Raw genomic sequence first — 23,484 nt, 5'->3', positions numbered from 1 at the left:
GATCGATCAGGTCGCCGAGTATCCGCCATCCACGAAGAGTGTCTGACCGGTCACCGCTTGACTCGCGTCGCTCGCCAGGAAAACGGCACATCCGGCGAAATCCGCGGGCAGGCCGTTGCGTCCGATCATCGTCCGGGCGGCGTGTGCTGACACTTTCGAGGGATCGGCGAAGACCGCTTCGGTCAGGGGCGTGTGCACGACGCCGGGCGCGATCGCGTTGACGCAGACGCCGTGGCGCGACCACGCTTCGGCCTGCGATCGGGTCAGCCCGACCAGGCCGGCCTTGGCGGCGCCGTAAGCCCCGCTGTTGCCGTACGCGCGAAAGGCCTGCTGGGAGACGAGGTTGATGATGCGACCCCAGCCGCGCTCCGCCATCACCGGCCCGAACGCCTGCCCGAGCAGGAACGGGGCGGTCAGGTTGGCGGCGACGGTGAGGTCCCAGACGTCCTCGGTGAGCTCGCTCAGCGGCGGGCGCAGGTTCACGCCGGCCGAGTTGACCAGGACGTCCGGAACGCCGTACCGCGAAATGATCTTGTCGATGGCGGCCCGCACCGCGTCCCGATCCGCGAGGTCGGCGGAGATCGCACCACCCTCTGCGCCGAGTTCTCCCAGCTCGGCGACCACGTCGTCCATCGGCGCGGCACGCCGGGCCACCAGCACGACGCGAGCGCCGGCGCGCCCCAGGGCGAGGGCGATCTCGCGGCCGATCCCGGAGCTGCCGCCGGTCACGACCGCAGTCCGCCCGCCCAACCCGAAGAGCTCATCGAGGTACGAGGTCATAGGGGCACGGTAGATCGCGGAACGAGCGGAGCGGATCACGCTGTGAGATCCGCCACGTCCTACCGGAATCAGTCCTCGATGATCGGCGGACCGTCCGGGAAAAGCGTGGTCTGCACCGTTTGCCAGATCTCCTCGTTCGCCGCGACGAGGAGCCCGCGACGGCGATGGACCGGCCGGTATTCGAGCCCGTCCAGGTGTCGCGTCACGCCACCGGCCTCGCGGACGATCAGCGAGCCCGGCACGTGGTCCCACGGCTTGATCCGCCAGAAGAGGGCGAACTGCTGCTCGTCGGCGACCGTCGCCGGGTACTCGTAGCCGGCGCAGTGCCGCCCGGCCGTGTAACCGCCCAGCGCACCGGCGTGCGCGTCGACCTGATCGCGCAGGTGATCCGGCAGATACTTCCAGGAGATCACGCCGTGCAGGCCGGCGGCGGCCGGCGAGTCGGCGCGGGTCTTGAGCCGCACGCCGTCACGGAAGGCGCCGGAGCCGAGCTCCGCGGTCGTGAGCCGGTCGTCGACCACGTCGAGGATCCAACCGGCGACCGTCTCACCGTCCCTGACCAGCGCGACCATCACGCAGAACGGCGTCTTGCCGGCCGCGAAGTTGTTGGTGCCGTCGACCGGGTCGACGATCCAGACGGCCCCGCCCGCACCGATCCGGTCCTGGACCGACGGGTCGGCGGCGACCGCCTCCTCGCCGACGACGACGGAACCGGGCAGCAGCGCGGTCAGGCCGCGGGTCAGCGCGCGCTCCGACTCCTGGTCGGCGATGGTCACCAGGTCGCCGGGGGCCTTCTGGTGCACCTCGTCGGCGGCCAGTTTGCGGAAGCGGGGCAGCACGACGGTCTGCGCGACCTCACGGATGAGATCGGAAACTTGATCAAGCACGCGGTGGCAACTTCACGACGCTGACGAAGAACTCGTCGATCTGCCGGATGACCGCGATGAACCGCTCGAAGTCGACCGGTTTGGTCACGTACGCGTTCGCGTGCAGCTGGTAGCTGCGCAGGATGTCCTCGTCGGCGGAGGACGTGGTGAGCACGACCACCGGGATCCGCCCCAGCTCGTCGTCCCTCTTGATCTCCTCGAGCACCTCGCGCCCGTCCCGCCGCGGCAGGTTCAGATCGAGGAGGATCAGATCCGGGCGTACGGCGTTGGAGTACTGCCCCTCGCGACGCAGGTACGAGAGCGCCTCGGCACCGTCCGAAACCACGTTCAACCGGTTCCGGACCTTGTGCTCCTCGAACGCCTCCTGCGTCATCAAGACGTCACCGGGATCATCCTCGACCAGCAACACCTCGATCGGAGTACCGCTCTCCCGCTCTATGCTCACGCGACCACCATCTCTCGGCTCTCCTGCTCTTCGCCCGGCTCGTCGGCGCCGATCAGGGCGGGGAGCGTGAACCAGATCGACGCCCCCACCTCGACGCCGACGTCCAGCCAGATCCGTCCGCCATGGTATTCGACGATCTTCTTGACGATCGCCAGTCCGATGCCGGTCCCCTCGTACGCATCGCGGGCGTGCAACCGCTGGAAGATCACGAAGACCTTGTCGGCGAACTCGGCCTCGATCCCGATGCCGTTGTCCCGCACGTTGAACTTCCACTCCTTGCCGTCCCGCTCGGCGGTGATCCGCACCTCGGGCGGCACGTCCGGCCGGCGGAACTTCAGCGAGTTGCCGATCAGGTTCACGAAGAGTGTGGTGAGCAGCGGCTCTTCGCCCTCCACTATGGGCAGCGGGGGCCAGGTGATCTCGGCGTCCTCCCCGGCTCGCGGCTCCAGCTGCGATTTCACCTCGCCGAGCACCCTGTTCAGGTCGACGTCGGTGAAGCCGCTGGTGAGCCGGCCGATCCGGGAGAACGCCAGCAGGTCGTTGATCAGCCGCTGCATGCGCTGCGCGCCGTCCACCGCGAAGGCGATGTACTGGTCGGCACGCTCGTCCATCTGACCGGCGTACCGCCGCTGCAGCAACTGGCAGAAGCTGGCCACCTTGCGCAGCGGCTCCTGCAGGTCGTGCGAGGCGACGTAGGCGAACTGCTCCAGGTCCCGGTTGGACCGGGTGAGCTCCTCGGCCTGGCTCTGCAGCTGCTGGTTGACCCATTCGACCTGCTGCCGGGCGTCCCGCACCTCGGAGAGCTCGGAGGCGATCTGCTGGCGCATCTGGTCGACGTCGGCGGCCAGCCCGACCAGCTCGGGTGAGCCGAGCCGGCTCTCGATGTGCCGCTCGTAATCCCCGCCGGCCACCCGGCGCACCTGGTCGGCCAGGTCCACGATCGGGCGGCTGACCAGCCGGTCCAGCAGGAGCATCAGGAAAATCCCGGCCAGCACGACGACCGCCGCGGCGGCGATCTCGATGGCCACCATGGTCTGGCTGGAGTCCTTGGCGGCGGTCGCGGTCTCGGTCCGCAGCGCCTGGATGTCGTCCTGCATCCGGTCGATCGCAGCCCGCAGCTCGTCGAACTGGGTGGTGCTGGCGGCCTCGATCCGCGCCTGGGCCTCCTGCACGCCCTGGGCCTGGACCGCCGCGACGACCGGCTCGGACACCTGCTGGTGCCACGCGTCGATCCGCCCCTTGACCTCGTCCAGCGCGGCACGGATCTTCTTGTCCTCGGGGTGCAGCAGGCTCTCGATCCGGTTGACCTGCGCCTGCTGGTCGGCGATGCCCTTCCGGTACGGATCGAGGTTGGCATCGCGCCCGGTGATCGCGTACCCGCGGATCCCGGTTTCCTGGTCGACCATCGCGGTGCTCAGCGATTCACCGGCCGCACGCATCGGGCTCGCCCGGTTCAGCACGTCGTCCAGCTGCCGGTTGTGCGCGGCCGCGGTGATCGCCGCGAAGACGCCCAGCGCGGTGAGGATCACCCCGATGGTGACGCAGAGCGCGGCGATCCGGGAACGCAGGGTCCACGTCCGCATGCGGGGGCCGGTCACCGCCCACCACCGCGCGAGATCAGCAGCATCGCCACGTCGTCGGTGAGCGGGCCGCCGTTGTCCCGATCCGCGCGATCCACGAGCCACGCCGGCAGCCCGGCCAGCGGCACCTCCCGCGCGCTCGGCTCGTCCAGCAGTTTGCAGAGCCCGTCCACGTCGAGGCGCTCGTTACCGGGGCCGGTGTGGCCCTCGATCAGGCCGTCGGTGTACATCAGCAGGGACCAGTCATCGCCGGTTAACTCCAGCTCGGTAGCGGGTGTCGGGGTGGGACGTACCCCGAGCACGATTCCGGTACGCGCGTGCACCGGCGTGGCGCGCCCCTCGCTGAGCACGACGGGCGGGGGATGGCCGGCGAGGCGTACCGTCGCGCGGTTGTGCTGCAGGTTGATCGTGGCCGAGGCGACAGTGGCGAACACCTCACGGGCTCGCCGCTCGCTCATCAGCACCTGCTCCAGCGAGGCGAGCACCTGTTCCTCCGGCACCCCGGCGAGCACCAGCGCGCGCCAGGCGACCCGGAGCTCGACGCCGAGCGCGGCCTCGTCCACCCCGTGCCCGCAGACGTCGCCGACGATCACGTGCAGCTTGTCGTCACCGGTCTGCACCACGTCGAAGAAGTCGCCGCCGAGCAGGCCGGCCGCCCGCCCGGAGCGGTAGAACGTCTCGACCTGCACCTGCGTGGTCTGCATCAGCGGCTTGGGCAGCAGGCCACGCTCCAGGCGCGCCGACTCCTCCTGCCGCAGCTCCACCTCGCGCAGCCGGCGGGACGCCTCGTCGGCGCGTTTGCGCTCGACCGCGTACCGCAGCGCACGGACCAGCCAGACGCCGTCGACCTGGCCCTTGACCAGGTAGTCCTGGGCGCCCTCGGCGACCGCCTGGACACCCAGGTGCTCGTCGGAGCGGCCGGTGAGCACGCAGACAGCCGCGCTGCCGGCGACGGCGAGCAGCTTGCGAAGCCCGTCGATGCCCTCCGCGTCCGGCAGGCCCAGGTCGAGCAGCACGCATTCGGCGTGGGCGACCAGCTCACGAGCCTCCCGCAGACTGCTCGCCACGGTCAGCTCGAACGGCGCCTGCGCCTCGGTGAGCAGCTCACGGACCAGGAAGGCGTCGCCCTCGTCGTCCTCGACCAGCAGAATCCGCAGCCGCTCCAGATGCTGCTGGCTGAGCGCATAGGTGCTGGAGGCGAGCGAACGATCCGTCATCGCAGAATCCCCACTCGACGCAGAGGTGACCCGGAAATCGTGTACCACCGGGCGCGGCGGCACAACACCGGTCACCACCTCGTGACCTGGTCTCACGCCGGCCCACTGGGAGCGTTGCCATCACCGGACGCGGCCACACGGCGCGCATGATCAGCTATCACCTGGCCAAGGATGCCGTGCAGCCGCCCGCAGTCCATGCAATGCAGGTTCTCGTCGAGGTGGCGACCACCACATCCGACGCACTCCCCCCGGTCCTCCGGGTCGCGATAGGACGCCAGGGCCCGGCACATCGCCCGGATCACATGATCACTCATGGCGAACGTCTCGTCACCCAGGGCTGTGCGGACGCCGAGCAGCGCCACCGGCGGGGCGTCCGGTTGCGGGTTGTACGGAGCCACCGCGTCGATGAACTCCGCGATGACGGCGGCCGGGTCGAACGGGGCAGTCACCCGGACAACGCTATTGCACGCGCCAATCGATCTACCGGGTACCCGGATGTCGTACCTCCACGATTAGATGTCACCCATGCGTGACGCTGCCCTCATCCGGCCGGTCAGGCGCGGTTTCGCCGCCCTGGCCGTTCTCGCCGTGCTCACCCTTGCGGGCTTTGTCGCGGTCCGGTCCATCCTTCCGCCGACGGCAGCGCCCGCCTCCGCGCCGGCCTCCGACTTCAGCGCCGAGCGCGCCTTCCGGACGGTCGAGGCGATCGCGTCGGCGCCGCACCCGGCCGGCAGCGCGGCCAACGACCGCGTCCGCGACCACCTGCTGCAGGCCCTCACCGGCCTGGGCCTGAGCCCGCAGGTGCAGGACACCGTCTCGGTCCAGGGCGGCGAGCTGTCGGCCAGCGCCGGGGGCACCGGCCTGGCCCGGGTTCGCAACGTCGTCGCGGTGATCCCGGGCAAGGCGTCCACCCGGCGGATCTTCCTGGTCGCGCACTACGACTCGGCGCAGACCGGCCCCGGCGGCAACGACGACGCGGCCGGCGTCGCCACGATCCTGGAGACGGCCCGTGCTTTGACCAGCAGCGATCGACTGGTCAACGACGTGGTGCTGGTTCTGACCGACGCCGAGGAGGCGTGCCTCTGCGGCGCCGAGGCGTTCGTCAGGCAGCACGAGCTGGCACGCGACGGCGGCATCGCGATCAACCTGGAGGCCCGCGGCAGCTCCGGTCCGGCGATCATGTTCGAGACCTCGGAGCGGAACGCGCGGCTCGTCGAGGCGTATGCGACGACCCCCTACCCGGTGGGCACCTCGTTCGCCGTCGAGATCTACCGCCTGCTGCCGAACGACACCGACTTCACGGCGTTCCGCGAGGCCGGGTTCGCCGGGCTGAACTCGGCCTACATCGACGGCGCCGCGGTCTATCACGCGCCCACCGACCTGCCCTCCGCGATGGACCGGGACAGCCTGCAGCACCACGGCGCCAACGCGCTCGCGCTCACCCGGGCGCTGGGCAACGCCGGCGACCTGAGCACGGCGATGACCGGCGGTGACGCCACCTACTTCCCGGCGTTCGGCTTCCTGGTGCGTTATCCCGGCGCGCTCGTGCTGGTGCTGGCCGGGGTGGCGCTGCTGGCGGTCGCGGCACTCGCCTGGCAGGCCCGGCGCAAGGGGCGGCTGACCGGGAGGAGGCTGGCCGTCGCCGGTCTGCTCACGCTCGCCCCGATCGTGGTCGCGCCGGCGCTGGCCCAGCTCTTCTGGACGGTGCTGAAGCTGATCCGCCCGGAATACGGCGCGTTGCCCATCGATCCGTATCGTCCTGATCTCTACCGCATCGCGGTGATCGCGATCGCCGCCGCCGTCGTGTGCTGCTGGTTCGCCCTGCTGCGCCGCAGGGTCGGTGCCGCCGCGCTGGCCGTCGCCGGTCTGGGCTGGCTGGCCGTGCTCGGCCTGGTGCTCGCCGCGGTCACCCCCGGCGGGGCCTACCTCGCGACGATTCCCGCTCTGGCAGGCGCGATCACCGGCATCATCGCCCTGCACGTACGGGGCTGGCTCGCCACCGCCGTGATCACCGCTGGCGGCATCGTGGCAGTGGCGATCCTGCTGCCCACCGTGATCATGCTGTTCCCGGCGCTGGGCATGGCGATGGCCGGCGTCGGCGCGTTCCTGACCGTGCTCCTCCTGCTGGCGTTGCTGCCCGTGATCGACCTGGTCCACCCGTCGGCCGAGCCGGTGCAGGGCATGCCCGCCGTGCGTGCCCGCCGCCGTGGCACGCTTCCCACCCTGGTCGCCTCATTGACCGCGATCGTCTGCACCGCGGCCGGCCTGACCGTCGACCGGTTCGACACCACCCACCCGGCACTCACCCAATTGATGTACGCGCTGAATGCCGACACCGGCACGGCGGAATGGCTCAGCGCCGAGACGATCACCCAGAAGTGGACCTCGCGGTACGTCTCGGGTGACCCCGGACCGGTCGCCGAGGCCCTGCCGGCGTTCGGCGACGCCGAGCTGCGCACCGGCCCGGCCCAGGCGGCGGCGCTCCCGGCGCCGGCCGTGACCAAGGAGTCGGAGACGACCGCGGCGAACGGCGACCGGGTCGTCACCCTGCTGCTGAAACCGCAGCGCACGGTCCGGTTCACCACGCTGCACGTGGCCGCCTCGACGCAGGTCACCGGCCTGACGGTGGCCGGCCGGCAGATTCCGGCCGACAAGGCGGCCGGCGGCGGCTGGGGCGCCGGCTTCGTCTTCCACGCGCCGCCGGCCGAGGGCGTTCAGGTCGTGCTGACGATCCGCGGCGCGGGGCCGGTCAGGGTGCGCGCGATGGACGCGAGCGACAACCTGACCGAGATGCCCGGCTTCCACGCCCGCCCGGCCGGCGTCGGCGTCCTCGGCTCCCACAGCAGCGAGATGGTCGCCGTCGCCAAGACCTACAGTCTCTGAGCCCTACCTGCCCCGGCCGCGGCGGCCGGCCGGGGCCTCGTGGCGGAAGTGCACGAAGAGACGGCCCCAGTTGTCGCCGTCCTTCTCGATCCGGTGATAGAGCTGCTTGACGTCCTTCTGCTCGAGGAAGCGGATCACCTTCTTCTTCAGGGCGCCGCTGCCCTTCCCCGGGATGATCTCGACGGAGGCGGCCTTCTTCTGGATCGCCTCGTCGATGATCCCCCGCAGGGCGCGGTCGATCTCGTGGCCCTTGTTGAAGATGTCGTGCAGGTCGAGCTTCAGCTTCATGGTGCAGACCCTATTCCGCGTCGTTCTTGCCGAGCCAGGTCTCGACCCGCCGCAACGCCTCCTGGTAATCCGGCTGCTGCTTCATCGCGGCGGCCAGCCGCAGGTGCGGGAGCGCCTCGCGGAACCGACCGGCCCGCTCCAGGGTCCGGCCCAGCACGTGGTGCGCGTAGTGGTCCGACGGATCATGCTCGATCAAGGCCCGCAGCTGCGCCTCCGCCCCGTTGAGCTGGGCCGAGTTGAAGTAGGCCCGGGCCAGCAGCTGACGGACCGCGGTGTTGTGCGGCTCCGCCTCGACGATCGGCTCGAGCAGCCGGGACGCCCCGAGCGGGTCGCCGGACTCGAAGAAGAAATTGGCCCTCCGGTACTCCTCGAGAAGATCCACGTGCAGCTCCCCACGCTCGCGCCCGCCGACAATGACCAACGCTTGCACAACATCGAGGCGACAGCGAGTGTTCCGCTCACCCCGGGTTCCCGGCAAACCACCCCAAAGACTTCGATTACGTACGCCGAAATGCCTCTAACGCTTGAGGTGGAAGGCGCCCGTGCCGAAAACCATGACGACACCACTCTCCTGGCGTCTACTTCCACAGGCGCTACACAGGAAACGGAAAGCCGGCGCCGAGCGTCGCCGACCAGAGTTGAGGGCATGACGATGGCGAACGCAGACTCCAGCACGGAACTCCGGCGGCCCGACGGCACTCCGGTTCGCGTGCTCGTGGTGGACGACGAGCCGACGCTGGCCGAGCTGCTCTCGATGGCCCTGAGGTATGAGGGCTGGGAGGTCAAGAGCGCCGGCGACGGGCTCACCGCGGTGCGCACCGCTCGTGACTTCCGTCCGGATGCCGTCATCCTGGACATGATGCTCCCGGACATCGACGGGCTGGAGGTGCTGCGCCGGCTGCGTGGCGAGTCCCCCGAGGTGCCGGTGCTGTTCCTGACCGCGAAGGACTCGGTGGAGGACCGGATCACCGGCCTCACCGCCGGTGGCGACGACTACGTCACCAAGCCGTTCAGCCTCGAAGAGGTGGTGGCCCGGCTGCGCGGGCTGATGCGCCGGATGGGGCACGCCCCGATGCGCACCGAGTCACAGCTCGTCGTCGGCGACCTCACCCTGGACGAGGACTCGCACGAGGTGCGCCGCGGCGGTGACCTGATCACCCTGACCGCGACCGAGTTCGAGCTGCTGCGCTATCTCATGCGCAACCCGCGCCGGGTGCTGAGCAAGCCGCAGATCCTGGACCGGGTGTGGAACTACGACTTCGGAGGGCAGGCGAACGTGGTGGAGCTCTACATCTCGTACCTGCGCAAGAAGATCGACGCCGGCCGCGCACCGATGATCCACACCATGCGCGGCGCCGGCTACGTGCTCAAGCCGGCCGACTGACCATGGCAGCTGCCGACACGGCCCCGTCCCGCCCCGCCCGCTGGCGCAGCCCGGCCGGCTGGCCGCTGCGCACCCGGCTGGTCGCCACGATGATCGCCCTGCTGGCGGTCCTGGGCCTGGTCGTCGGCGGCACCGCCGAGCTCTACCTCTATCAGTCCTTGCATCGTCAGGCGGAAACCGAACTCAGCGACATCTCCAAGCGGATCGGCGGCCGCGGCGACGGGAACTTCCCTCAACCCCCCGGGCAGTTCCCGAGCGGTGGAAATGCTCCAAGCCCTGACGGACTGCCTGGTGGCATCCCTTCGAGAGCCATTGTGCTCAAGAAGAACTCCGACGGTTCGCTCACCGGCGGCGTGATCCGCTTCGGCACCGCGCAAGACGACATCGACACCCTGTCAGCCTCAGCCAAAGAGACCGTGCTCGCTGAGGTGCCGGACAACGGCGACCAGGTCACCGTGAATCTCGGCAGCGAGTTGCCGCAGTACCTGATGAACAAGGTCGTCAAAGGTAAGGACGGCAGCACCTTTTACGTGGGGATCTCCCTGGAGCGGATGAACTCCACGCTGCTCACCGTCGCCGGCTTCACCGGCTGCGTCGTTCTGGGGTCCTTGCTGATCGCCGGGTGGGCCGGGGCGCTCATCGTCCGCCGTACGCTCAAGCCTCTTGATCGGGTGGCGGCGACCGCGAGCCGCGTCGCCGAGCTGCGCCTGGATCGTGGCGAGGTGCAGCTCGCGCAGCGGGTGCCGGAGCCGGACACCGACCCCCGCACCGAGGTGGGTCAGGTCGGCGCGGCGCTGAACCGGATGCTCGACCACATCGGCAGCGCCCTGGAGGCGAGGCACGCGAGCGAGATGCAGGTCCGCCAGTTCGTCGCCGACGCGAGCCACGAGTTGCGCACCCCACTGGCCGCGATCCGTGGCTACGCCGAGTTGAGCCGCCGCAGCCGCCAGCCGATCCCGGACGAGATCGCGCACGTCCTGGGCCGCGTCGAGTCCGAGGCGAAGCGGATGACCGCCCTGGTCGAGGATCTGCTGCTGCTCGCCCGTCTGGACGCCGGCCGCCCGCTGGCGCAGGATCCGGTCGATCTGAGCATGCTGGCCGTCGACGCCACGAGTGACGCGCACGCCGCCGGCCCCCGGCATTACTGGCAGCTGGATCTGCCGGACGAGCCGGTGACCGTCGTCGGCGACGGCGCCCGCCTGCACCAGGTGCTGGCGAATCTGCTGGCCAACGCCCGCACGCACACCCCGGAGGGCTCGACCGTCACGGTCAAGGTCGGCACCGTGCCGGACGCTGCCGTGCTCCAGGTGATCGACAACGGTCCGGGCATCCAGGCCGAGCTGGTCCCGCACATCTTCGAGCGGTTCGCCCGCGGTGACAGCTCACGGTCGAGGGCGGCCGGCAGCACCGGTCTCGGCCTGTCGATCGTGCATGCCGTGGTCACCTCGCACCGGGGCAAGGTCGGGGTGCAGAGCCGGCCGGGGCAGACGATCTTCACGGTGATGCTGCCGCTGGCCTCGCAGCTAGTCGTCCCATCAGCTGAACACCACACGTCATATCTGCCACGGGTGGGTTGATCCGGCTATGCTGGCGGGCGTGTCTCGTGCGTGCACGTTCTATTGGTTTACGAGGCCGGCTCCTGCCGGTGCCTCGGCCATGACCGCATGACCTGAGACACCCCGCCAGAGCCGGCTAAGGCAGCGACATTGTCGCTGCCTTTTTGTTTGCCCACAGCAAACCGGCTCTCGTCAGGGGCCGGTCGAAGGAGATGAGATCACCATGACCGCCCCCGAGGTGCAACGCGTCCGCGACCAGCGCATCGGCAAGATCGTCCCACTGATGAGCCCGGCTCTCCTGCACCACGAGCTGCCACTGACCACGGAGTTGCACGACACCGTGCTGGCCGGCCGCAAGCAGGTCGAAGACGTGTTGAACGGCCGAGATCAACGCCTGCTGGTCGTGGTCGGGCCGTGTTCGGTGCACGATCCGGCCGCCGCCGGTGAGTACGCCGACCGGTTGAAGGCCGAGGCCGAGCGCCTGAAGGACGACCTGCTGATCGTGATGCGGGTGTACTTCGAGAAGCCGCGCTCCACGGTCGGCTGGAAGGGCCTGATCATGGACCCGGCCCTGGACGGCTCCGGTGACGTCGGCGCCGGCCTGCGGATCGCCCGCAAGCTGCTGCTCGAGGTGGTCAGCCGTGGTCTGCCGGTGGCCGTCGAGTTCCTCGACCCGATCACCCCGCAGTACATCGCGGACACCGTGGCCTGGGGCGCGATCGGCGCCCGGACGGTGGAGTCGCAGGTGCACCGCCAGCTCTCGTCGGGCCTGTCGATGCCGATCGGGATGAAGAACCGGCCCGACGGCAGTGTCTCCACCGCTGTCGACGCGATCCACGCCGCCGCGGCGCAGCACGTCTTCCCCGGGATCGACTACTCGGGCACGCCGGCGATCCTGCACACCACCGGCAACCCGGATTGTCACCTGGTCCTGCGTGGTGGTGGCGGCAAGCCGAACTACAGCGCGGAGGACGTCGAGTCGTCGCTGGTGCTGCTGCGCAAGGCCGGTCTGCCGGAGCGCCTGGTGATCGACTGCTCGCACGGCAACAGCAACAAGGACCACAACCGGCAGCCGCTGGTCGCCGAGGACATCGCCGGTCAGATGGAGGCCGGGAACGCAGCGATCAGTGGCGTGATGCTGGAGAGTTTCCTGGTTCCGGGCCGTCAGGATCTGGGGCCGGACATGACGTACGGGCAGTCGGTCACCGACGCGTGCATGGGCTGGGACGGCACGGTCGCGGTGCTGAACCGGCTCGCGGCGGCCTCGGCCAAGCGCCGTACGCTCTGAACTGCTCTTCTGTGAGTCCCGTCGGCTCTCGGCGGGACTCACAGTGAGCGCACAGGCGAGCCACAAGGACGCGACAGGGCCGTTGTAAAGAGTTCATCGGGTACGAATCCGCCAGCTCTGGGAGTCTCCCGATGACCTTGAACGCGCCGGTCACCGAAACAGCAGAACCACCCCCACCGGTCGTCGAGGGCGAGACCGGCACCGTCCGGGATCGCACCGGCGCCGCGCGCTGGCTTCTCGGCCGCGGTGACGCCCCGTGGATCCGCCCCTCCGTGTTCGCCCTGCTCATCGGCACCGCGGTCCTCTACATCTGGGGTCTCGGCGAGTCCGGTTGGGCGAACGCGTTCTACTCGGCGGCGGTCCAGGCCGGCTCGGAGAGCTGGAAGGCGTTCTTCTACGGCTCGTCGGACGCGGCGAACGCGATCACCGTCGACAAGACCCCGGCCTCGCTGTGGATCATGGCGATTTCGGTACGCCTGTTCGGCCTCAGCTCGTGGAGCATCCTCGTCCCGCAGGCGCTGCTCGGCGTGGCCAGCACCGGTTTGCTCTACGCCACCGTGCGCCGCGGCTTCGGCCCGGCAGCCGGCCTGATCGCCGGAACGGTCTCCGCGCTGACCCCGGTGGCCGTGCTGATGTTCCGCTTCAACAACCCGGACGCGCTGCTGGTGCTGCTCATGGTGGCCGGCGCCTACGCCACGCTGCGCGCCGTGGAGAGCGGCTCCACCAAGTGGATCGTGCTCGCCGGCGTGTTCGTCGGGTTCGGCTTCCTCACCAAGATGCTGCAGGCGCTGCTGGTCGTCCCGGCGTACGGGCTGGCCTACCTGATCGCCGGCCCGCCCAAGCTGCTCGAACGGGTCTGGCAGTTGCTGCTCTCGCTGGGCGCTCTGATCGTCTCGGCGGGCTGGTACATCGCGATCGTCGAGCTGGTGCCGGCGTCCGCCCGGCCGTACATCGGCGGTTCGCAGAACAACAGCCTGCTCGAGCTCGCCCTCGGCTACAACGGCCTGGGCCGGCTCAACGGTGAGGAGACCGGCAGCGTCGGTGGTGGCGGCGGGGGCGGCGGGATGTGGGGCGAGACCGGCTGGTCGCGCATGTTCGACAGCTCGCAGGGCGGTCAGATCTCCTGGCTGCTGCCGGCCGCGCTGATCGTGCTGGCGGCCGGCCTGGTGATCACGGCCCGCCGCGCCCGCACCGACCTGCAACGCGCCGGTCTCGTGGTGTGGGGCTCGTGGCTGCTGATCACCGGACTGATCTTCAGCTTCATGCAGGGCATCTTCCACGCGTACTACACGGTGGCCCTGGCCCCGGCGGTCGGCGCGGTGGTCGGCATGGGCGTCATGCTGCTGTGGAGTCGCCGGTCGAACCTCGTCGCGGCGCTGACCCTCGGCGCGGCGATCGCGGTCACGGCCTGGTGGTCGTGGACGCTGCTGGGCCGCAGTTCCGACTTCCTGCCCTGGCTGCGCCTGCCGGTCCTGATCGCCGGGATCGTGGCGGCGGTCGCGGTGGTCGCCTCCTTCCGTCTCGGGCGGCGGATCGCCCTGGTGGCGGGGGCGGTCGCGCTGGTCACGGCGCTGGCCGGGCCGGCGGCGTACGCGGTGCAGACGGCCTCCGAGGCGCACACCGGATCGATCCCGTCGGCGGGTCCGTCGGTGCGGGGCGGCGGGTTCGGTGGCCCCGGAGGCGGTCGCGGCGGTAACCGCGGCGGTGGCGGCTTCCCCGGCACGTTCGGTGACGGCCAGAACGGCGGCGGCTTCCCCGGCGGGGGCTTCCCCGGCGGCGGGGGCCTTCCCGGCGGCAACACCCAGGGCAACAACCAGGGCCGCGGTACGCAGGGTGACGGCGGCGGCTTCGGCGGCCGCGGCACGGGTGGCGGCGGCATGGGCGGCCTGCTCAACGCCGCGACCGTCAGCGACGAGATGAAGGCCCTGCTCGAACAGGACGCCGACCGGTACACCTGGGTGGCCGCCGCGATCGGCTCGCAGACCGCCTCCGGTTACCAGCTCGCCACCGAGAAGCCGGTGATGGCGGTCGGCGGCTTCAACGGCACCGACCCGTCACCGATCCTCGCCCAGTTCCAGGAGTACGTGGCGGCCGGGAAGATCCACTACTTCATCGGCGGCAGCGGCTTCGGCGGTGGTGGCGGTTCGGCCAGCTCGGACAGCAGCCAGATCTCCTCCTGGGTGGCGGCGAACTTCACGGCACGAACGGTCGGCAGCACCACCGTCTACGACCTGACGACGGGCGCTTCCGGCACGACCGGCTGAGCACCCTCCACACCCGACATCGGCGGGCGGCTCCTCGACGGGGCCGCCCGCCGATGTCGTACCCGAATTGCCGGAAACCTCCGTGCCGCAAAGCGGACAGAAACGTCCATCAACTCACAGTTGGCCCACAGCTTTCTTATACAACGCGCAAAGACGCGGGACGGAAATTGATCCCATGAGCCTTTCGACGCTGCCTTCGCAGGACGCCGGTTCGGCCCGCGTCACCGCACCGGTCCTCGACGTCGTCGTGCCGGTCTACAACGAGGAGACCGATCTCGAGCCGTGCATCCGCAGATTGCACGAATACCTCGCGGCCTATTTCCCGTACCGATTCCGGATCACCATCGCGGACAATGCGAGCATCGACGGCACCGCCGCCGTCGCGCAGCGCCTGAAGGCGGAGTTTCCCGAGGTCGAGGCGGTCCACCTGACGCAGAAGGGCCGCGGTCGTGCCCTGAACCACGTCTGGACGCACTCCGACGCGGCCGTTCTCGCCTACATGGACGTCGATCTGTCCACCGATCTCGGCGCCCTGCTGCCGCTCGTCGCACCGCTGATCTCGGGCCATTCCGATCTCGCGATCGGTTCCCGGCTGGCGCGCGGATCACGCGTCGTCCGGGGCGCCAAGCGCGAGTTCATCTCCCGCAGTTACAACCTCATCCTGCGTACGACGATGGCCGCCCGTTTCTCCGACGCGCAATGCGGGTTCAAGGCGATCCGGTCCGAGGTGGCCCGCCGGCTCCTGCCGATGGTGGAGGACACCGGCTGGTTCTTCGACACCGAGATGCTGGTGCTCGCCGAGCGGGCCGGCCTGCGCATCCACGAGGTGCCGGTGGACTGGGTCGACGACCCGGACAGCCGGGTGGACATCGTCGCGACGGCGATCGCCGACCTGAAGGGCATCGTCCGGATCACCCGCGCGCTGAGCACCGGGAAGTTACCGCTGGGGGCGCTGCGCGAGCAGCTCGGGCGCAACCCGTTGCCGGTCGACGGCGTGCCGAGCGGCCTCACCGGCCAGCTGATCCGCTTCGCCGGCGTCGGGGTGGCGAGCACACTGGCGTACCTGGTCCTCTACGCGCTGCTGCGGGTCGGCGTCGGCCCGCAGGCGGCGAACCTGATCGCGCTCGGAGTCACGGCGGTCGCCAACACCGCGGCGAACCGGCGCCTGACGTTCGGGGTCAGCGGCAAGGACGGCGCGCTGCGTCACCAGGCGCAGGGCCTCGTGGTGTTCGCGATCGGCCTGGCACTGACGAGCGGCTCGCTGGCGCTGCTGGACGCGGCGTCCACCCAGCCGTCCCGGTTCGTCGAGTTGACGGTCCTGATCGTGGCCAATCTGATCGCGACGGCGGTCCGTTTCCTGCTGATGCGGGTCTGGGTCTTCCGTGGCTCCCGGGGCCGCGCCTGACCCCGCCGACCGGGCCGCGGCACCCCACCGCCATGCCTGTCGGAGCACACGTGGACCAGCCCTGATCCGCTCCGATCCCGCACCACCGCCGACGCGGCGCCCACTATCCCGGGCGCCGCGTTTTCGCAGCCCATTGAGGAGTCGCTTCTATCGCCATCTGGCCGCAAGGCCCGAAATGCGAGATCGTTCCCGGACGGTTCGCACCCTCATCGAAACACGGCAAAGCCGTTGTACCGGTTACCGAAAACCTTTCCGGTCATCTCACCCACCCGGCGCGCCGACCGGGTCCACGGGTGGTTCGGGCGGAAAATTCGGCACACGCAGACGTATCACGGAAGCAACTCAGAGGTAACAATGGGCTTTGATCGGGATAGCCGACTCTCGATCCTTGCTTCACCGGCGCGGCGACCGGAAGGTAGCAAAACATGCTCAGTAAAGAGGACAGCCGACGGCTGGCACAGCTGGAGCGTCAGCTCCGGCGCGACGACCCCGACTTCTGCGCGCGGATGGGCGGCGGCAACTTCAGTGTTCCGACACCCCGTCCCCCGTTAGCCCTCTTCTTCCTCGCCGCCGCAACAGCCGTCGCCGCGATCCTCGTCGCCGCGGCCGGCTGGTGGATCGCCGCCGTCGTCGTCGCCGTCTGGAGCGTCGTCACCGCGATCGCCGCCGGCTACCGCCTCCGCAGGTTCCGCAGCCGGTAGAAAGCTTTCCTCCATCGAGCCCGCGCCCGGCACGGCGCGGGCTCGACCACATCCACCCCACCCGGCGTCGGACGCGCACACCCACCCAGGTCGACGCCCCACGCGCACCGCCGGCTGGTTCCCGCATGGTTGCGGCACGACCGATCACGACCGTCAACGCCAGCCGGCTGCCACACCCGCTTCCGACGCGGCTCCCGGTCCCGGCTGGTCCTCATGGGCGTTATGAGGCACGAATAACGCCCATGAGGACCAGCCCGCAACACCGCGCCGCACAACACGCCCAACCCACGCGAACCCCCGCACACAGCCGGCCAGCACCGCGCGGGTGCGGACGGTGGGTCAGGAGCGGGGACGGTCGGTGCTGGTGGCGGCGAGGACTGCTGTCCGAGGACTCGACAGGATCGGACGGGTCGGAAGCAGGGCGGCCACGGGAGCCATGCTCGGCTGGGCCAGGACGATCACGTCGGCCGGCACGTCCCGCAGCCGGGAGGCGATCACCGCGTGATACCGCCCGAGGTCACCCGCCTCGAAGAACGGCCAGGCGTCCAGGCACGGCACGAACACCAGATCGGCGGACGGGTCCTCGTCCCGCAGCAGCGCGGTTGTCGGCTCCAGCGTGGACCGGACCGCATAGGCCACCGCGATCCGCCCGCCGGCAGCCACCGCCGCCCGCGCCATCGGCCGGTCGGCGCGCACGGCCCCGGCCCGTTCCGCCTCCGGGCCGATCGTCGAGCAGGTGCACACGATCACGTCGGCCCCGGACAGTTCCGCGAGCCGCGCCCGCACCCGCTCCTCGACGGGGATTCCGGCCCGGGCGTCGGCGAGCAGGCCGGCGTCGACCACGTGCTCGTCCCGCCACCCCGGCGCCAGCTCCGCGACCAGCGCCCGGAACGTCGCCACGTGCACGTCGGCGGTGTGCAGAAACCCGATCGTGCTCACTCGAACACGGTAGTCGCCGCCGGAACCCCGCGCGCCCGTGCCACCTCCTGCGCCTCCGCCTCGACCAGCGCCCGCTGACCGGTCGTGAGCGGCACGAACGTGGTCACGGTGAGGTCCACCCGCTTCCGCCCCGCCATCCGCGGCCGCCACACCCCGACGATCTCCCCGTCGAGCAGCACCACCCCGGGGTTGCCCAGCGCCCGCCACAGCTCTTTGTGCCGCTCGCGATCGGGCACCAGCAGATCGCGGTCACGGGCCTGGAGCAGCGGATCCATGGCCGGGAGCAGCCGCGCCCCGGCCGGCGTGGCGGCCGACTCCAGCGCGCTCACGCTCGCCTCCGGCAGCCAGGCCCTGCGCCCGTCGACGCGAACCTCGGCCAGGCCGTCCGGCCACACCGCGCGCATCTCCGCGGTGGTGCTCTGCAGATATCTGGCGACCTCCGCGGGACCGGCCGGCCCGAGAAACCGCAGATAGGCCCCGATCAGCTCGGCGATGCCACGGTTCGCCAGCGGGATCGGAGCGGTGAAATCGGGCAGCGGGCCCAGCATCGCGTCATGCCCGCGGGACAGCACCTGGACGCCACCGGCGAGCCCGGAGTGCTGCCAGATGTTCCCGCCGATGTGCCGCGCCCGGCAGGGCTTACACTCGAACGTCAACTCCGGCGGCACTCGCGCGCTGACCCCGGCGCTCGCCTCCCCGCGGGGCATCGGCTCCCGCACCACCTCGCGGAGGGCCTCGGCCGTTGCTCGCAGGGCCGCGACCCCGAGCCGTACGACATCGGGAGTTTGACCGCTTTTGATCCTGGCGCTCGCGTCGGTGTCACTGACCGGCCAGAGCTGCGCGGTCAGCGTCTCGGCGTCGGCCCGCCGATGCAGGTGCGGCGCTCCGCGGGCCGCCCACACGGTCACCAGCCGCTCGTCCTCCAACGGCGCGCTCGTCCGCGCGGCGAGCGCGACGTGGGTCGAGCCGGGTGTGTACTCCTGAAGGCCCAGCTCGAGCACCGGCAGGTCAGCGGGGCGCGCGGAGGCACGCTCGGTGAGGCCCAGCGCGGTCAGCCGGAACGCCATCACCTGCGCACGATCCACGTTGATCACTCGGCACCCCTCCCGGTCGTTCAGGTGCGACGACCGTACCGCCGGGATGCGACATTTCTCAGGCGTTCGCGTCGTGCGCCGGGGAGGCCCTCGACGTACTCCCAGGTGTCCAGGCTCGTGGGACCGTAGGGGCCCTCCTGCGGGATCGGCGGCTCCCCGGTCAACCGGTAGCCGCAGCGGCGCGCCACCGCGGTGCTCGCCGTGTTGCCCGGATCGATCCGCAGCAGCAGCCGGCTCAACCGCAGCGTGCCGCAGGCATACTCGGTGAGCAGCGACAACGCCGCGACCGCGAGCCCGCGACGCCGATACTGCGCGCCCACCAGATAGCCGAGCTCGGCCTCCCGCAGCCCCGGATCGACCCCGAACAGCAGCACCTCCCCCAGCGGCACGCCACCGTCCGCGGTGATCGCGAGCTGGATCCGGCGACCGGTCAGCCGCCCCTGCCGGGCGCGTTTCAGATAGGCGAGCCCGGCCTCGACGTCGAACGGCGACGGCATCGGGGTCCACCGCGCGATGTCCGGCTCGTCCAGAATCGCGACCAGATCTTCCAGATCGTCGGGTGTCCATTCCCGCAGCACGACGCCATTGCCCGCCAGACTCAGCGGATGCGGCAGCGGGTTGGCGGTCACCTTTCGAATCCTGCCCGGAAAGACCCGTATGCGGCTAGTGGCGATCTGCAGCTCGCGGCCGTTGATTCCGGACCGTCCAACCGTCGGATTGCCGATCGCGGTCGAGGCGCCCTTCGGGCACCCTTCACCCCACCTTGTCACTCAAGGCAGCATGTGCCTCATGTCCGATCTTTCCAGTACGCCGTCAAACCGCCCGCCGACCACCTCTGCCCCGGCCGCGAGACCGGCCACCGCGCGGGACTACCGATCCGCAGTGGACCGTCCTGACCGCTCGCGATGACCGGGCGGCGGCCGTCAGAGCTTACGCGCGGAGATCTCGAACCCGGCCGCCCGCAGCCGCGTGACCAGGGCATCTCCGATCCCGGTAGCGGGAGTCAGCACACCACCGTCGACCTCCGGAAGTGACGCCCGGTCCAGCGCGAGGGCCAGGGCGGACTCGCCCAGCATCACCGCCGTGGCGGCGTAACCGGGGTCGCCCTTGGCGCGCACCCGGGCCGTGTACCGGGCCCCGGACGTCGTCGTCGTGAAGATGTCCATGGTGAAATGCCCGCTCTGCTGGGCTTTCTCGCTCGGCCCGTCGCCAGGTTTCGGCAGGATGCGGTCGAGCAGGAACCGGGTGGGTGGCACCGCCAGCCCGGCGATCAGCGCGCCGAGCCCGAGTTTGGTGCCGAGCGCGATGATCGGCGACAGCGGCGAGGCGCCGACGCTCATCGCCTCGCGGTATCGGAAGTTCCGGCCGTACGCCCAGGACCGCAGCGCGTTGCTGCGCCGCACCACCCGGGTGTTGTAGGACGCCATCACGAACGGCGCGAGCCGCCCCGTCAGGCGCGGGTCCACCTCGGAGCCGGGAATGGTGTCGAGGTCGCTCTGCCGGCCGAGTTTCGGCTCGGCGTGACGGTCCGGGCTCAGCGAGTACGGACTTCCGGCGACCTTGCGCAGCGACGGCTCCTTCTTCAGCACGTCGACCTGGTTGCGCATCGAGTCGATCGTGCCGCCGCTGATCCCGCCGCGCATGCTGGTCACGACCAGCGTGGTGTCGAGCAACTCGCCGGCGCCGTCCGAGGCGACGAGTTGGTGGAGGACGTGCACGCCGAGATCGGACGGAATGGAGTCGAAGCCGCAGGAGTGGACGATCCGCGCACCGGTGCTGCGAGCGAGCTCATGGTTCTCGTCGATGCTGTCCCGGGCGAACAGCACTTCCCCGGTCAGGTCCACGTAGTCGGTGCCGGCGGCGGCGCAGGCGTGCACGAGAACCTTGCCGTACTTCGCATACGGCCCCACCGTGGTGATCACCACGCGGGTGAGCCCGGCCAGGCTGGTCAGCGCGTCCGTGTCGGTCGCGTCGGCGACCAGGATCGGCCAGTCGACGCCGAGCCGGGCCTTGACCGCCTCGAGTCTCTCCGGTGAGCGCCCGGCCAGCGCGATGCGGGTCCCGGCCGGCGCGTGCCCGGCAAGATATTCCGCCACCAGCACGCCGACGAAGCCGGTCGCACCGTAGACGATCACCTCGAAGTCGCGTGAACGATCGCTCATGGTGGGAGATTGTGCACCCCGGACGCCCGGAAAGAAACTCACCGGTAACAACGGCTGGAATCCCTTACGCAGTGCCGGAGTCGCTTGAGAACGCACCCGAAACTCGAATGAACGGGCCCTTTTTACCCAGCCACAAGCCTGCTAAGCCTGCGGGAACCGGCTTTCCCCCGTCCGTGCGACCACTCGGGTGGCAAGTCGCGCCACGACCGGAAACTTCGTGCAGTTATCCACACAAAGGAAGATCAAAGCGGTTAATTTGGTGAAACCAAGTCGCCAGCCGCGCTACGGACATGGTCAGTCCGGTGAGGTGGTGACTACCGTCAGCAGTCCGCGCGTGCGGACACCGTGGCCGGAACGCCGAGTCCTGCCTGCTGGTCACGGTCAACAACCCACAGGCACGGAGCGGGGGACCCACAAGTTCCTCGGCGCGCTCGATTCCGGGCGCACCTCGGGGTGAAGCTGCGCAAGCAGCCGGGCTCCTCGGCCCGAACCCGACAGCTCACCTCGCAGGCGTGGAGGGCAAACTTCATGCTTCACCTGAACAAGCGGGTTCGTCGTGTCCTGTCCCGGCGAGCCCAGTCCTCGCGCGCCGTCCCCGAATCGGCTCACGCCGGGCGCGCCCTTTCCACAGCACCCGCATCCACAGCACACTCGGCGCCCCGGCACCGCGCTCGGAAGAGCCACCGCCTGCAACGCGCTCTCGGCATCACGATCGCGGGCCTGACCGGCGCGGTAGGCCTGCTGGCCGTCGAGGCCGCCCCGGCCAGCGCCGCCCCGGACGTCAACTGGGACGCCGTGGCCCGCTGCGAATCCGGCGGCAACTGGCGGATCAACACCGGCAACGGCTACTACGGCGGCCTGCAGTTCAGCCGCTCGACGTGGCGGGCGCACGGCGGCGGACGGTACGGCTCCACCGCCAACCTCGCCTCCAAGAGCGAGCAGATCGCGGTGGCGGAGCGAGTCCTGCGCACGCAGGGCATCCGTGCCTGGCCCACGTGCGGTCGTCGCGGGCTCGTCCGGGCACGCACCACCACGCGGGTCAGTCCCTACCGCCTCGCCTCCTACAGCACACCGCTGAGGTCGGCCCACTCCTACACCGTGAAGCGGGGCGACACCCTGTCCGGCATCGCGCGCCGTTACCACGTCAGGGGCGGCTGGAAGGCGCTTTACCGCACCAACGCGAGCCGCCTGAGCAGCCCGAACCACCTCAGGGTCGGTCAGCGGCTGGCGCTCTAGAGAACTCCGGCTGGTCCAGCACCCGCAGCCACGTGCCGTCGGGCTGCCGGCGGACCACCTGCGCCCTCGCCCCGGCGCCGTCCTTCGGCGGTGTCGAGGTGAGGGCCAGGTCGCCGCTGATCAGCGTGGGAAGCGGCGGCTCGGGCTCGAACCGCGGCATCTTCGGCAGCAGGTCAGCCCAGAGCTTCTGGATCGCCGCCCGGCCGACCGTCTGACTGCCGGGCGGGTAGGCCATCACGGCATCCTCCTCATACAGCAGGGCGAGCCCTTCGGCGTCCTTCGCATTCGCACGCTCCACGAAGAGCCGGGTCAGATCTTCGGGCTGTAGAGCCTTCTCTCGTTCGCTCATGAGACCACCCTCCTCCAGCACCATCCACAAGTCCAACAGATAGTTCTTCTGGCACCTACAATTCTCACTCATGGATCTGCGGCAGCTGGAGTACTTCATCGCGGTCGCCGAGACCGGCAGCTTCACCCGCGCCGCCGAGCGGGTGCACATCACGCAATCCGGGGTGAGTGCCCAGGTCAAAGCGCTGGAGCACGAACTCGGCGCAGAGCTCTTCGTGCGCAGCGGGCGCACCGCCCGGCTGACCGAGGCCGGTTCGGTCGCGCTGCGCCATGCCCGCGCCGCGCTCGACTCGACGCTGGATCTGCGGGATGCGATCGACGACGTCAAGGGCCTGATCCGGGGACGGCTGACGATCGGCATGGTGATCGGCTGCGAGATCACGCCGCTCTTCGACGCGCTCGCCGCGTTCCACGAGGCCCATCCGGGCATCGATCTGGAGCTGACCGAGGCGAATTCGGACCATCTCGTCCTGGGCGTCCGCACGGGCGCGATCGACGTGGCGCTGGCGGGGCTCGCCGGTGAGCCGCCGGAACATCTCGCGTCGCAGGTCATCGTCAGTGAGCCGCTGGTGGCGCTGACCCCGGCCGGCAGCGAGCTCGCGGGCCGCGACCGGACCACGATCGCGCAGCTCATGCCGTACCGGATGATCTGTCTTCCGCGCGGCACCGGCATCCGTGACGTGCTCGACCAGGCCGGGACGGCGGTTCTCGGGACGCGGCCGGAGGTCGCGCTCGTCGCCACCTCGCCGGACGCTGTCGCCGGCCTGGCACGACGCGGTCTGGGCGTCGCCGTGCTGAGCGCGTCGATGGCGGCGGCGCATCCCGATCTGGTCGCCGTCCCGATCGACGGGATCACGATTCCGGCCCTGCTGGCGCTGGTCTGGCAGGAGCGGACCAGCCCGGCGCTCGCCGCTTTCCTCGAGCACTGCCGAGCAGCGTTCACCCCAGGTCAAGAGCCGGTTGCGGTACGGCCGTGAAACGCCCGGAACAGCGGAAAGGCCCCCGCCGCGCAATCGCGACGAGGGCC

The 23,484-nt window shown here is 70.2% G+C and carries 22 protein-coding genes and 1 riboswitch; of the genes, 9 read left to right on the top strand and 13 right to left on the bottom strand.

The window, feature by feature from the left end; translation table 11 throughout:
* Positions 1–6: 6 nt before the first annotated feature.
* From Acy02nite_RS08930 to Acy02nite_RS08905, 6 genes are all read right to left on the bottom strand, one after another.
* Positions 7–780: an SDR family NAD(P)-dependent oxidoreductase gene (locus Acy02nite_RS08930; RefSeq protein ID WP_203739371.1), complete on the bottom strand. Its 774-nt coding sequence runs from the start codon at positions 778–780 to the stop codon at positions 7–9.
* A 68-nt stretch (positions 781–848) separates the two neighbouring features.
* Complete coding sequence (locus Acy02nite_RS08925) at positions 849–1,667, bottom strand: inositol monophosphatase family protein (protein ID WP_203739370.1); 819 nt, start codon at positions 1,665–1,667, stop codon at positions 849–851.
* Positions 1,660–2,112 carry a response regulator gene (locus Acy02nite_RS08920; RefSeq protein ID WP_203739369.1) on the bottom strand — a complete coding sequence of 151 codons (453 nt, stop codon included), beginning with the start codon at positions 2,110–2,112 and terminating at the stop codon, positions 1,660–1,662. The genes Acy02nite_RS08925 and Acy02nite_RS08920 overlap by 8 nt, the downstream gene beginning before the upstream one ends.
* Positions 2,109–3,710, bottom strand: coding sequence for a sensor histidine kinase (locus Acy02nite_RS08915; RefSeq protein WP_239174488.1), 1,602 nt, complete (start codon positions 3,708–3,710; stop codon positions 2,109–2,111). The genes Acy02nite_RS08920 and Acy02nite_RS08915 overlap by 4 nt, the downstream gene beginning before the upstream one ends.
* Positions 3,707–4,909, bottom strand: a complete 1,203-nt coding sequence (locus Acy02nite_RS08910; protein WP_203739368.1) for a PP2C family protein-serine/threonine phosphatase — start codon at positions 4,907–4,909, stop codon at positions 3,707–3,709. Before Acy02nite_RS08910 ends, Acy02nite_RS08915 begins: the two co-directional genes overlap by 4 nt.
* A gap of 92 nt (positions 4,910–5,001) precedes the next feature.
* Positions 5,002–5,358, bottom strand: coding sequence for a hypothetical protein (locus Acy02nite_RS08905; protein WP_203739367.1), 357 nt, complete (start codon positions 5,356–5,358; stop codon positions 5,002–5,004).
* 76 nt (positions 5,359–5,434) lie between these two features.
* On the opposite strand from Acy02nite_RS08905, the gene Acy02nite_RS08900 reads away from it, so the two are divergent.
* Complete coding sequence (locus tag Acy02nite_RS08900; RefSeq protein ID WP_203739366.1) at positions 5,435–7,792, top strand: M28 family peptidase; 2,358 nt, start codon at positions 5,435–5,437, stop codon at positions 7,790–7,792.
* Positions 7,793–7,795: 3 nt separating this feature from the next.
* On the opposite strand, the gene Acy02nite_RS08895 is transcribed toward Acy02nite_RS08900, so the two are convergent.
* Positions 7,796–8,080 (bottom strand): Smr/MutS family protein, encoded by a 285-nt coding sequence (locus Acy02nite_RS08895; protein WP_203739365.1) that lies wholly within the window; start codon positions 8,078–8,080, stop codon positions 7,796–7,798.
* A gap of 10 nt (positions 8,081–8,090) precedes the next feature.
* Entirely contained in the window at positions 8,091–8,462 is a 372-nt protein-coding gene (locus Acy02nite_RS08890) for a tetratricopeptide repeat protein (RefSeq protein ID WP_203739364.1), read from the bottom strand.
* A 264-nt stretch (positions 8,463–8,726) separates the two neighbouring features.
* Between Acy02nite_RS08890 and Acy02nite_RS08885 the strand changes: the two genes are divergently transcribed.
* The 6 genes from Acy02nite_RS08885 to Acy02nite_RS08860 all read left to right on the top strand — a co-directional run bounded on the left by Acy02nite_RS08885 (position 8,727) and on the right by Acy02nite_RS08860 (position 16,678).
* Positions 8,727–9,464, top strand: a complete 738-nt coding sequence (locus Acy02nite_RS08885; protein WP_203739363.1) for a response regulator transcription factor — start codon at positions 8,727–8,729, stop codon at positions 9,462–9,464.
* A 2-nt stretch (positions 9,465–9,466) separates the two neighbouring features.
* Positions 9,467–11,041, top strand: a complete 1,575-nt coding sequence (locus Acy02nite_RS08880) for a HAMP domain-containing sensor histidine kinase (RefSeq protein WP_203739362.1) — start codon at positions 9,467–9,469, stop codon at positions 11,039–11,041.
* A 202-nt stretch (positions 11,042–11,243) separates the two neighbouring features.
* The gene (locus tag Acy02nite_RS08875) at positions 11,244–12,308 is read left to right on the top strand and encodes a 3-deoxy-7-phosphoheptulonate synthase (RefSeq protein WP_203739361.1); all 1,065 of its coding nucleotides are present in this window, start codon (positions 11,244–11,246) and stop codon (positions 12,306–12,308) included.
* A 131-nt stretch (positions 12,309–12,439) separates the two neighbouring features.
* A complete protein-coding gene (locus Acy02nite_RS08870) occupies positions 12,440–14,572 on the top strand; it encodes an ArnT family glycosyltransferase (RefSeq protein WP_203739360.1) in 2,133 nt (710 codons plus the stop codon).
* Between the two features lie 175 nt (positions 14,573–14,747).
* Complete coding sequence (locus Acy02nite_RS08865) at positions 14,748–15,977, top strand: bifunctional glycosyltransferase family 2/GtrA family protein (RefSeq protein ID WP_203739359.1); 1,230 nt, start codon at positions 14,748–14,750, stop codon at positions 15,975–15,977.
* Between the two features lie 425 nt (positions 15,978–16,402).
* A complete protein-coding gene (locus tag Acy02nite_RS08860; protein ID WP_203739358.1) occupies positions 16,403–16,678 on the top strand; it encodes a DUF3040 domain-containing protein in 276 nt (91 codons plus the stop codon).
* 339 nt (positions 16,679–17,017) lie between these two features.
* Here Acy02nite_RS08860 and Acy02nite_RS08855 read toward each other — a convergent pair whose 3' ends face one another.
* The 4 genes from Acy02nite_RS08855 to Acy02nite_RS08840 all read right to left on the bottom strand — a co-directional run bounded on the left by Acy02nite_RS08855 (position 17,018) and on the right by Acy02nite_RS08840 (position 20,873).
* On the bottom strand, positions 17,018–17,617 hold the full coding sequence (locus Acy02nite_RS08855; protein WP_203739357.1) for a hypothetical protein: 600 nt from the start codon (positions 17,615–17,617) through the stop codon (positions 17,018–17,020).
* On the bottom strand, positions 17,614–18,711 hold the full coding sequence (locus tag Acy02nite_RS08850; protein WP_239174486.1) for a DNA glycosylase AlkZ-like family protein: 1,098 nt from the start codon (positions 18,709–18,711) through the stop codon (positions 17,614–17,616). The genes Acy02nite_RS08855 and Acy02nite_RS08850 overlap by 4 nt, the downstream gene beginning before the upstream one ends.
* 20 nt (positions 18,712–18,731) lie before the next feature.
* Complete coding sequence (locus Acy02nite_RS08845; RefSeq protein ID WP_203739356.1) at positions 18,732–19,340, bottom strand: GNAT family N-acetyltransferase; 609 nt, start codon at positions 19,338–19,340, stop codon at positions 18,732–18,734.
* A 294-nt stretch (positions 19,341–19,634) separates the two neighbouring features.
* Positions 19,635–20,873 (bottom strand): saccharopine dehydrogenase family protein, encoded by a 1,239-nt coding sequence (locus Acy02nite_RS08840; protein WP_203739355.1) that lies wholly within the window; start codon positions 20,871–20,873, stop codon positions 19,635–19,637.
* A 353-nt stretch (positions 20,874–21,226) separates the two neighbouring features.
* Positions 21,227–21,400, top strand: a riboswitch (cyclic di-AMP (ydaO/yuaA leader).
* Between the two features lies 1 nt (position 21,401).
* Here Acy02nite_RS08840 and Acy02nite_RS08835 point away from each other — a divergent pair.
* Positions 21,402–22,109, top strand: a complete 708-nt coding sequence (locus Acy02nite_RS08835) for a LysM peptidoglycan-binding domain-containing protein (RefSeq protein WP_203739354.1) — start codon at positions 21,402–21,404, stop codon at positions 22,107–22,109.
* Here the strand turns inward: Acy02nite_RS08835 and Acy02nite_RS08830 are convergent.
* Positions 22,081–22,458 carry a YybH family protein gene (locus Acy02nite_RS08830; protein WP_203739353.1) on the bottom strand — a complete coding sequence of 126 codons (378 nt, stop codon included), beginning with the start codon at positions 22,456–22,458 and terminating at the stop codon, positions 22,081–22,083. The two genes, Acy02nite_RS08835 and Acy02nite_RS08830, sit on opposite strands and share 29 nt — an antisense overlap.
* Positions 22,459–22,528: 70 nt before the next feature.
* On the opposite strand from Acy02nite_RS08830, the gene Acy02nite_RS08825 reads away from it, so the two are divergent.
* Positions 22,529–23,434, top strand: coding sequence for a LysR family transcriptional regulator (locus Acy02nite_RS08825; protein WP_203739352.1), 906 nt, complete (start codon positions 22,529–22,531; stop codon positions 23,432–23,434).
* Positions 23,435–23,484: the final 50 nt, after the last annotated feature.

The sequence above is a fragment of the Actinoplanes cyaneus genome (assembly GCF_016862095.1).
GTDB classification, from domain to species: domain Bacteria; phylum Actinomycetota; class Actinomycetes; order Mycobacteriales; family Micromonosporaceae; genus Actinoplanes; species Actinoplanes cyaneus.
Note: the sequence above shows the minus strand (reverse complement) of the source record. Positions and strands in the feature narration are given on the sequence as shown.